This is a genomic window from Corynebacterium timonense, from assembly GCF_900105305.1.
In the GTDB taxonomy this organism is placed as follows: Bacteria; Actinomycetota; Actinomycetes; order Mycobacteriales; family Mycobacteriaceae; genus Corynebacterium; species Corynebacterium timonense.
On the sequence record NZ_LT629765.1, the window covers coordinates 2,623,163 to 2,633,085 of the forward strand.

Here is a 9,923-nt window from a genome sequence, read left to right on the forward strand (position 1 = left end):
GGAGGGTTTTGCCTATTGTGGGGATATGGAAGGAGACGGAAACGGCTGGGTCGACGGACCGAACGGGCTGAGGCTGTGGGGGCGCTTCGGCGCCGCGGGGCTGTTTTTGCAGGCAGGCGACTCTGTCTTGCTGCAGCACCGGGCTCCGTGGACGGCGCAGGGCAATACGTGGGGTCTGCCGGGCGGCGCGCGCGATTCACACGAGACGGTTGCGGAGGCCGCGCTGCGCGAGGCGGTGGAGGAGTGCGACATTGACACCAGCCTGGTGCGGGTGCGCGACGCGCTCGTGACGGCGGGGCCGTTCGAGTCGGGTGGACCTACACGACGGTCCTCGCCGCGACGACGACGGGGCAGCCGATCGAGGTCACTCCGAACGCCGAGAGCGAGGATTTGCGGTGGGTGCCCATTGATGATGTGCGTTCGTTGCCCCTGCACCCGGGATTCGAAGCCTCTCTGGGCAGGTTGCTCGTGCATACTAAGACGCATGATTGAAGTGCGCGACCTGACAAAAGTCTACGGTGAGGTCCGGGCAGTTGACGGCCTCACCTTTACCGTTAACCCCGGAGTGGTCACCGGATTTTTGGGCCCCAACGGCTCCGGCAAATCCACCACGATGCGCATGATGCTCGGCCTGGACAGGCCAACCTCGGGCACTGCGCTTATCGACGGCTCCCCCTACCGCGACCTCTCACAGCCCGCGCGCCGGGTCGGCGCCCTCCTCGACGCGAAGGGCGTGCACCCGAACCGCACGGCGCGCAACACGCTGCTGTGGCAGGCGCGCGCGGCGGGGCTGCCCGCCTCCGCGTCGACGAGGTCCTCGAGCTGGTGGGCCTGAGCGATGTCGCGGGCAAGAAGGTCGGTGGGTTCTCCTTGGGCATGGGCCAGCGCCTGGGCATCGCCTCGGCGATGCTGGGCGATCCGGAGGTGCTCATCCTCGACGAGCCGATCAACGGCCTCGACCCGAGGGCATCCGTGGGTGCGCTCGCTGCTGCGCAGGCTGGCCGAGGAAGGCCGCACGATCCTCGTGTCCTCCCACCTGCTGGCGGAGATGGCGCAGACCGCCGATCGCCTCGTGGTCATCGGACGCGGCAAGCTCGTGGCCGATACGAGCGTCGACGAGTTCATCGCGTCGAACTCGGCGGTCGCCGCTGTCGTGCGCCCTACCTCCACGGACGCGCTCGAGGCGGCGCTGTCCGCCGAGGGCATCGCCTTTACCCGCGGCGCGGACCACGCGGGGCGCCCCAAGGTCACCATCGAGGGCCGCACGGCGACGAGATCGGCGCCGTGGCCTACCGCCACGGTGTCCAGCTTGCCGAGCTCAGCGAGCGCCGCGGCTCCCTCGAGGACGCCTACCTGCACTCCACCGAAGGCCACGCCAGTACTCTGCCTGGAGGACAACAATGCTTAACCTTTTCGCCTCCGAATGGACCAAGCTGCGCACCACCGCCTCTCTGTGGTGGACAAGCGGGCTGATCATCGCCGTTCCCGCCGCGATCACCGCCATGATGGCCTCCGCCGACTCGGAATTCGGGCTGGTCTACGTGCCGCTGAGCGTTGTCATGACGGTGACGCTCATCGCCGTGGTCATCCTCACCGTCCAGGCGGCCATGACGGTGACCACCGAGTACCGCTTCGGCGTCCCCGCCACGACGTACCGCCTCACGCCCACGCGGTGGGCCGTCGGCGCGACGAAGCTCGTGCTGTATGCGCTCATCGCGGCGCTGCTGGCGTGGTGACACTCGTGGTGTCCTTCACTATCGGCGACGCGTTGGCGTTTAACGCCGCCGACTGGACGAATAACCCCGCCACTACGCGCGCGCTGTGGGCGCTGCCGCTGACGGCCGCCGTGCTTGTCCTTATGGTCCAAGGCCTCGGCTGGATCGTGCGCAACACCGCCGGCGCCGTCACGCTCGCCTTCGGTCTGCAGTTCGTCCTCGAGCGCTCGTCAGCCTCATCCCCCGCGTCGGAGACGCGCTGTCGCCGTACATGCCCTTTGCCAACCTCTACGCCTTTGCCTTCAACGCCCCTCACGCTGACTTCACCGTGTGCAGTCCTTCGGAGTGTTCGCCGCTGGGCGGCGGCGCTGTGGGTGATCGGCATCGTGCTGCTGGAAAGGCGCGACGTGTAGGGCGCCCTCCCGCCACCCTGTGTAGGCCACGCTAGCGAAACCGCTGCGTGGCCTTTTTCTGTGGCGGCGGCGTCGTCGGGCTGCGTCGGCCCGTGGGTCCGATGTGAGGCCCCCGAGCGTCCGGTTCGGGGTGGGTGTCTCCCGCCTCCACGTTGCTATGCCATCGGCCTGTACGGGTTCGGTATAACGCCGTTGGAGGGCCCGCAGAGCAGTTATTTTCGCAGAGATCGAGGAAAATATCACGTGAACCTAATGTTACGCATGCGTAGGTATTGATACCTGGGACGCGTGTATAAGAAATGACTTAAAAATAGTTATTTATCGACGGCGAACACGCAGGTGAAAGAACCGCTGCTACAGATTGCGTGGACCGCGCCGGTCTTTAGTGCGTACAAAACGGGCCGATCGGTCACGGACGCGACGGGGTGAACGTGTCCCGCGGGCGGGGAATCGGTAAATGCCCAGGTTAACTAATAGTTAAGTGCTTCCATTTGGATACGAAAAGACTTGCAGCAACATTGGAGCGCTCGTAACGTACTGGCCAACGGAGCTGATAAAGAGATTGAAACTACCAAAGAGCCAATCTCGGATCGTCGTAGTTCCGGTTAAGTTTTGGTCAAGACGACCTGTCTGGGCCAGATGCCCCCTTCTACTCTGAACTGCTCCCCATTAGTTGGACTGAGAAATCAGTTGCTAACAACTAGTGGGGAGCATGTTCTTTGAGAGCACGTAGTTCGCTGAGTGAAGTTCAGCGTGAGCAGTTAGTCGACCTTTTTGAGCAGGGAATGGGTTCCCACGCCGCTTCTCGTGTTGTCGGTGTCTCGAGGGATGCAGCGCGCTGCCTCTATCGCCGTTTCCAACTGCGTGGCAGGCTATGTCTCGTGGAGAAACCGAACAAGCAGCGCTACTCCTTCGAGACGAAGAAGGAGGTTGTGGAACGTCATCTGGCCGGTGAGTCGAAGATGGATCTTGCCCGAAGTTCAATCTTTCATCCGACCAACTCGTCAAGGACTGGGTGATTAAGTGGCGCAAAGGCGGCGACGAGGCTCTGCGCCCGAAGCCGAAGGGCAGGCCGAAAGGTTCAGGCAAACCGAAGGTGCTTTCTGAGGAAGAAAAGCTTCGCTGCCAGGTTGAACGGCTGGAAGCGGAATCGCCTACTTAAAAAAATTGCGGGATTGAGGAACCAGGGACACGCCTAAAAGCCCAGGCGATCGTCATCCTCAAGTCACACCACCGCTTGGAGTACCTCCTGGATGCGGCCGGTATGGCACGCTCGACATTCTTCTACCACCAGAAACGACTCACCGCACCGGATAAACATGCCGAGCTCAAACAGGTTGCGTCCGCTAGCGTGGTGTACCTGTGACTGTCGGTGAGGGACTCATGAACGTGTGAGGCGGCCACCGCAGTACCTTTCGAATCAATTCCAACATCTCCTCGAAAGGAACCAACGCGATGACCGCTGGACCCAATCATATCGACCCGACCGCCTACCTTGATGAGCTGCTCGCCCAAGCATCCCCGGATCTGATGCGTCAGATGCTGCAGGACTTCATCAACCAGATCCTCTCCACCCAAGCAGACAGCATCTGCGGGGCCGACTACGCCACAGTCAGCGACACCCGCACCAACCACCGAAACGGCTACCGCCACCGCGACCTGGACACACGCGTGGGCACCATCGACGTGAGAATCCCGAAACTTCGCCACGGATCATTCTTCCCCGACTGGTTGTTGGAGCGCCGCTCACGAGCAGAACGCGCCCTGGCCACCGTCGTAGCCACCTGCTACCTCAAGGGGGTCTCCACCCGCCGCATGAACGACCTTGTCGCCACCCTCGGGATCACCAACCTGTCGAAGTCACAGGTGTCTACCATGGCCAAAGAACTCGACGTGATGGTCGAAGACTTCCGCACCCGCCCGTTGGACACCGGCCCTACCTCTATGTTTCCTGCGACGCGCTGACGATGAAGGTGCGTGAAGGCGGGCGCGTCGTCAAAACCAGCGTGCTGCTGGCCACCGGGGTTAACGCCGACGGGTACCGGGAGTTGCTTGGTATGCAGGTCGCCACCGCCGAATCGGCCGCGTCGTGGACCGGGTTCTTCCGCGACCTGAAAGCCCGGGGCCTGGATCAGGTGTACCTGGTCACCAGCGACGCCCACCTAGGCATCCAAGCCGCTGTGGGTGACTGCCTACCCAACGCATCCTGGCAGCGGTGCCGCACCCATTTCGCGAAGAATCTGTCATCGATGGTGCCGAAAACCCAGTGGCCGACATTGTCGGCGATGTTTCACACGATCTTCCAACAACCCGACGCCCAGGCCGTGTGGGACCAGGCCCGAGACGTCATTGAGTTTTGCCAGCAGAAGTTCCCCCATGTGGCGGATTACCTGGAGGAATCCTTGGACGACCTGCTGGCGTTTACGAACGCGCCGAAAGCGGTGTGGACGAAGGTGTGGTCAAACAACCCCACTGAAAGGCTCAACCGGGAGATCAGACGTCGCACCGACGTCGTGGGGATCTTCCCCAACCGCGACGCCGTCGTGCGTCTGGTCGGGGCGGTACTCGCCGAGCAACACGATGATTGGATCCAGCAGAAACGCTACATGTCGCTAACCAGCCTGGAACAGACCAAGACGATGATGACAGCCACCGTCATTGATGCCGGCGAATCCACTCAGGAGGTTGCATGAGCCCACGCCAGCACCGAGCTCGTGACGGCCCCTGACACCGTCATCCTGCTTGTTCATATCGGAAGGCAGATACACCACCACCGTGGACTTGACCCTCAAACAGGCGATCCGGGACAGTTTTAAGCGCAACAAACACCGCTACGGCTACCGGCGGGTACTGCTCGACCTTCGTAACCAAGGTTGGATAGTCAACCACAAACTTGTCTTAAAGCTCATGCGTGAGATGGGCTTGAAAGCCAAGATCCGCCAGCGCAGGCCCTACATCTCCTACACAGGCACAACCAGTCACATCGCCGAGAACACACTCGAGCGCAACTTCACCCCGGATAAACCCAACTCTGTTTTCGTCAGCGACGTCACCGAGTTCAAGGTCGCCGGCCGCAAGGTGTATCTCTCACCGGTGATGGACCTGTTCGACCGCGCAATCGTCGCCCACACAGTGGCCACATCGCCAACCACAGCCTTGACCTCGGCCTCGTTGGCGCAGGCGATCGAAGCGTGTGCTCCAAAGCCGGGCTGGATGATCCACACCGATCAAGGATTCCAATACCAGCACTCATCCTGGCGCACCCTGATTAGCCAGCACCATGGAGTCCAGTCAATGTCACGCAAAGGCAATTGCTACGACAACGCAGTCATGGAGAACTTCTTCGGCCACCTGAAAACCGAAATGTTCCACGGAGAAGTCTTCGACACCATCGAGCAATTCACCGCCGCGGTCGACGAGTACATCCAGTGGTACAACACGCAACGACTCCAACAACGACTCAAGGGCCTGACCCCGATGCAATACCGGAATCAGACCCTTGAAACCCTAACCGCCTAGAATTAAACCAGTCCAACTTTCGGGGGCCAGTTCAAACCCGCCCCACCGAAACTGTGGATAACAGCACTACGTGAACAGCGTTATCCACAGTGCAGTGAGCATTTCGCGCGCGCACCCCACGGGGGCTGCTAGACAGAGTGCATGAGAGTGAACTCGGGGAAAAAGAATTCGAGAGGATCATGTACCTCTACACCAGGTACAGGCGCAAAGCGGTGCTTACAGGGCCGGCGCGTTGCGGTTGATGGGGGTGAAGACGTTGTCGTGGGTTGACAGCATCGACCTCGTGCTGGAGGGGACAACACGAGCGAAGTCCCGCGCGTTGTGGCCGCAGGGGGTGGTGTATCGCAGCGGTATGCTGACGCCGCAGCACGTCAGGGAGCGTGGCTCGGTGATGATGACGTCGCTGGCGATGGCGCTGTTTGATACGTACCGCTACTACGGCCGGGCGGAGGCGTTGGTGGCGGTGGAGTCGGCGCTGCAGATCAACGGGGTGGAAAAGGACGAGCTGCTGAGGTGGGTGGCTGTGTTGCCCAGGGCGAAAACAATTAAGGAGTTCCGGGAGTTGGTGGAGTACGCCAGCCCGTTGAGCGAGAGCCCGCTGGAGACGCAAGCACGCGACAACATCCTAGTGGCGGAGATCCCGGGGTTGGTGAAGCTTGAGCAGCAGGTTCCGTTCCGGTACGTCACGTCGTGGGGGGAGCCAAAGGTGGGCAGGCACGACATGGTGATCAACGATGTCATCGCGGTGGGGGCCGACGGGAAGTGCAAATGGGCCGACGACTGGAAGGGCGTGACGCGCGAGGAACGCGAGCGCGAGCGTTGGGCGATGCACGGTGACAAGGTGCTCATCCGCGCCAGCTGGGAGGATGTGAGCAACGGCGATCTGGTGCGGTGGGTGCGTGAGGCGATCGCGCTGACGCAGGGTCAGAACCAGGTGGAGGGGCGCACCTTGTTGGCCATGTCCACGAGCGCGTAGCGGTGGTGGGCGTAGGGGGCAACGCGGGCTTGTTCGCGCAGTGTGGTGGCGATGCCGCTGCGCAGCCCGTGGACGGTGAAGGGGTATTCGAAGAGGTTGTGGTCCGACGCTGCTTTTTCCACGTCGGCGTCGCGCAGGAAGGTCAGCCCGGCGCGCAGGACGTACACCTTGATCTGCAGGAAGCGCGGTTCGTTGCTCGGGATCTCTTCGAGGCGGCGGGCGGCGCGGCGGATGCGGGATTCGGTGAGGGAGGCGGAGACGAGGTCGAGGATGGTGGTCAGCCGTGCCATGCGGTGGTGGCGGGAGGACTGGGGGACGCGGTCGAGGGCGGCGACGGCGAGCTCGACTTCGGATTCGGCCATGAGCAGGCGCGCGAGCCCGAAGGCGGCGGAGACGGTGGCCGGGTTGGTTTGCCAGACGAGGGCGTAGAGGCGCAGGGAGTTGTAGCGCAGGATGGCGGGGTCGTCGGTGATGAGCAGCCACTCGGGGGTGAGCATACCGCGTTCTTCCCAGTCTTCGAAGACGCTGTTGGGCAGGTCGGCGAGGTTGGTGCGGATGCCGGTGCTGGCGCGGGCGATGTCGTCGAGAAGCAAGTCCGTGCCGCGCGGGGCGATCTGCTGGCAGATGAGCTCGTCGACGGCGGCGATGGCGAGCTTGGGGGCGGCCTCGCCGGGGACGTGGGACAAGACGGTGGTGAAGTCGCGTTGGGCCTCGGCGTAGTCGCCGAGCAGCATGTTGATCACGCCGGAGTACCAGGCGTAGCGCCAGTTGGCGGTGAGTTTGTCGCTGAGCGAGGCGAGCCAGCTGCGAGCCTGGTAGGTCAGGCCCATGTCGAGCATGGCGCGCACGACGCCGAAGGGGATCTCCGTCGACTCTTCGTACTGCGGTGTCTGCATGGCCTGGCGCAGGTTTTCCAGGGTTTCCTGGGGCTCCTGGTAGGAGGTGCCTTGGATCATGGAGGCGCCGACGTCGGCGCGGTCAATGAGCGGGGAAGGCAGCGCGGAAAAGACCTCTTGGGGGTGATTTCGACGGTGCGGGAGATGCCGTCGATCAGCTGGTCGGTGCGAAAGACCAGGTGCTTGGTGCCAAAGGTCGTGCGCTGCGGGAGAACAGGGAGTGCTGCGCTGGGTACGTCACGCCGTCGCGGATGGCCAGGCATTCGCGCAGCACGCCGAGGAGTTGGCCCTCGAGCTCGGTGACGTTGGCGAAGCGCTTCGCGGGGTCGGGGTGGCAGCAGCGCAGCAGCAGGCGGTACAGCGACAGGTAGCGGCGGAACGTCGGCTCGCGGGTGGGGAGGGGATGCCGGGCGCGTAGACGCCGTCCTCGCGCGGCAGGTCGACGACGAGGGAGGCCAGCGTGCGGCCGACGGTATAGATATCGCTGCTTATCGACGGCCCCTCGGACGCCACCTCCGGTGCCTGAAAGCCCTTGGTGCCGTAGATGTAGCCGAAGGCGCCGATGCCGGAGACGGCGCCGAGGTCGATGAGCTTGACCTGGTCCTCGGTGACGATGATGTTGTCGGGCTTGAGGTCGTTGTAGACCACGCCGCGCGAGTGCAGGTAGCCCAGCGCGGGCAGGACCTCGAGGATGTAGGCGATGGCCACGTCGATGGGCAGGAGGTGTTGTGCTTCGGCGTTGCGGCGCTCGCGCAGCGAGGGCCGCCGACGTACTCCATGACGATGAAGCCGCCGGGCACGCGCGGGTCGTCGATGAAGTTGAAGATCTTGACAATGCCGGGGTGGGTGATGTCGGCGAGGAACTCGCGCTCGCGGCCGCGGCGGCGGTCTCGTCGGCGTTCTTGGTGGAGTGCAGGCCCTTGAGCACGACGACGCGGCCGGCCACGTGGTGGTCGTGGGCGAGGTAGATCCACCCCATGCCGCCGTGGGCGATGACGCCCATCACCTCGTACTGGCTGGCCACGATGTCGCCGGGGTGGAGCTGCGGCAGAGGCACGCCCTTGGTGGAGTGGGCGTGCAGCGGGTCGATGAGCGCGTCGCGCGGCTCGCCCGGGGCGACCCACGGCAGCTCGACCATGCCGTCGGCGACGGTGCGGGAGGCGCGCTTGGCGCCGCGCAGCTCGCGGAAGGTGTCCAGCGCCTTGCGGCGGAGCGCTGCGAGGAGTTCTCGTTCGCGGAGCCTTCGCGCAGCTTGTCCAGGTCCTTGAGCAGGCCGGCGATGTCGCCGAGCCCGGCGTACTCCTCGCTGGGGCCGCTGTCGACGGGTGCGCGTCGGTGTCGTCTGTGTCGTCGTCGGCGAAGGGGTCGAACTCGACGGCCTCGGTGTCGTCTGTGTCGTCGTCGGCGAAGGGGTCGAACTCGACGGCTTCGGTGGGTTCGGGGTGGTGTGCGTCAGCCATTGCTTTCCTCCACGGGGTCCTGCACGGGCTCCTCCCGGTAGCGCGCCGGGGGCGGCGCTGGGCTGGTCAGGGCGTCGGCGAGCCAGTCCGCCCGCATGCGCTGCCAGGTGCCGTCGTGTTCGATGCGTTCGATGGTCTCGTTGACCTGGCGCACGAGCCCGTCGCGGCCGCGGCGGACGCCGACGGCGTAGTTCTGCATGCCGTAGGTCTCGTCGAGCACGCGTGTATGGGGGTCTTGGGCGGTCATGCCGGCGAGGATGGCGTCGTCCGACAGCACGGCGTCAGCCTGGTACTGCTGGGTGGCCATGAGGCAGTCCGCCCAGGAGCGTGTGCGCAGGATCCCAGATTCGGGGGCGACTGTGCGGGCGAGCTCGAGGAGGTTCGAGCCGTCGACGACGCAGATGGTGTTCTCGGCGGCGTCGGCGATGGTGGTGATCTCGCTGTTGAGGGGGTGAGCAGGCGCACGGCGCTGGCGAGGTAGGGCACGGAAAAGTCGGAGTTTTTCGCGCGCTCCGGGGTGATCGACATGGTGCGCACGATGATGTCCACGTCGCCCTCTTCGAGGGCGGCGACGCGCCGGCCCGATTCCACGAAGCGGAAGTCCACCCGGTCGGGGTCGCCGAAGATGTCGCGGGCGATTTCGTGCGCCAGGTCGATTTCGAAGCCACGCAGGTCGCCGACGGCTGTGTCGCGGTAGGACAGCAGGTACTGGGACTGGTCCACGCCGACGACGATGCGCCCGCGCTGCAGGATCTCGGGATGCGCTCCTCGGGGTGGCGTCGTCGGGGCGCAGCGAGCCCTCCCAGAAGGAGTCGTCGACGAAGGGGCTGGCCGGGTCGACGCCGGCCGGGTCGAGTTGCGCCCCGACGGGCAGCGGCAGGCCCGAGTACACCAGCGGCGGGTCGGCGGGCGGAATCGGCGGGGCTGTGGGAGCGCAGGCGGCG

At 64.2% G+C, this 9,923-nt stretch carries 5 protein-coding genes and 6 pseudogenes; 8 read left to right on the forward strand and 3 right to left on the reverse strand.

The features are described from left to right. Positions 1-25 precede the first annotated feature (25 nt). The 8 genes and pseudogenes from BLT81_RS12395 (at position 26) to BLT81_RS12430 (ending at position 6,623) form a co-directional block, all read left to right on the forward strand. A pseudogene (locus tag BLT81_RS12395) lies at positions 26-492 on the forward strand (NUDIX domain-containing protein). Beyond that, positions 485-1,473: pseudogene (locus BLT81_RS12400) on the forward strand (ABC transporter ATP-binding protein). The pseudogenes BLT81_RS12395 and BLT81_RS12400 overlap by 8 nt, the downstream one beginning before the upstream one ends. Then, positions 1,401-1,736, forward strand: a complete 336-nt coding sequence (locus BLT81_RS12405) for a hypothetical protein (protein WP_156784100.1) — start codon at positions 1,401-1,403, stop codon at positions 1,734-1,736. Before BLT81_RS12400 ends, BLT81_RS12405 begins: the two are co-directional and overlap by 73 nt. Positions 1,737-1,744: 8 nt before the next feature. After that, positions 1,745-2,128: a hypothetical protein gene (locus BLT81_RS12410; RefSeq protein WP_172812413.1), complete on the forward strand. Its 384-nt coding sequence runs from the start codon at positions 1,745-1,747 to the stop codon at positions 2,126-2,128. Between the two features lie 855 nt (positions 2,129-2,983). Further along, positions 2,984-3,464 (forward strand): annotated as a pseudogene (locus tag BLT81_RS12880) (helix-turn-helix domain-containing protein); the annotation flags it as partial. A gap of 119 nt (positions 3,465-3,583) precedes the next feature. Further along, positions 3,584-4,821: pseudogene (locus BLT81_RS12420) on the forward strand (IS256 family transposase). An 88-nt stretch (positions 4,822-4,909) separates the two neighbouring features. Then, a pseudogene (locus BLT81_RS12425) lies at positions 4,910-5,647 on the forward strand (IS3 family transposase); the annotation flags it as partial. A 241-nt stretch (positions 5,648-5,888) separates the two neighbouring features. Then, the gene (locus BLT81_RS12430) at positions 5,889-6,623 is read left to right on the forward strand and encodes a hypothetical protein (RefSeq protein WP_156784078.1); all 735 of its coding nucleotides are present in this window, start codon (positions 5,889-5,891) and stop codon (positions 6,621-6,623) included. On the opposite strand, the pseudogene BLT81_RS13295 reads toward BLT81_RS12430, so the two are convergent. The 3 genes and pseudogenes from BLT81_RS13295 to BLT81_RS13460 form a co-directional block, all read right to left on the reverse strand. Beyond that, positions 6,572-8,979, reverse strand: a pseudogene (locus tag BLT81_RS13295) (serine/threonine protein kinase). The gene BLT81_RS12430 and the pseudogene BLT81_RS13295 sit on opposite strands and share 52 nt — an antisense overlap. Next, on the reverse strand, positions 8,972-9,286 hold the full coding sequence (locus tag BLT81_RS13455) for a type 2 periplasmic-binding domain-containing protein (RefSeq protein WP_414835977.1): 315 nt from the start codon (positions 9,284-9,286) through the stop codon (positions 8,972-8,974). Before BLT81_RS13455 ends, BLT81_RS13295 begins: the two are co-directional and overlap by 8 nt. Beyond that, positions 9,223-9,702 carry a transporter substrate-binding domain-containing protein gene (locus BLT81_RS13460; RefSeq protein ID WP_414835978.1) on the reverse strand — a complete coding sequence of 160 codons (480 nt, stop codon included), beginning with the start codon at positions 9,700-9,702 and terminating at the stop codon, positions 9,223-9,225. Before BLT81_RS13460 ends, BLT81_RS13455 begins: the two co-directional genes overlap by 64 nt. Between the last annotated feature and the right edge of the window lie 221 nt (positions 9,703-9,923).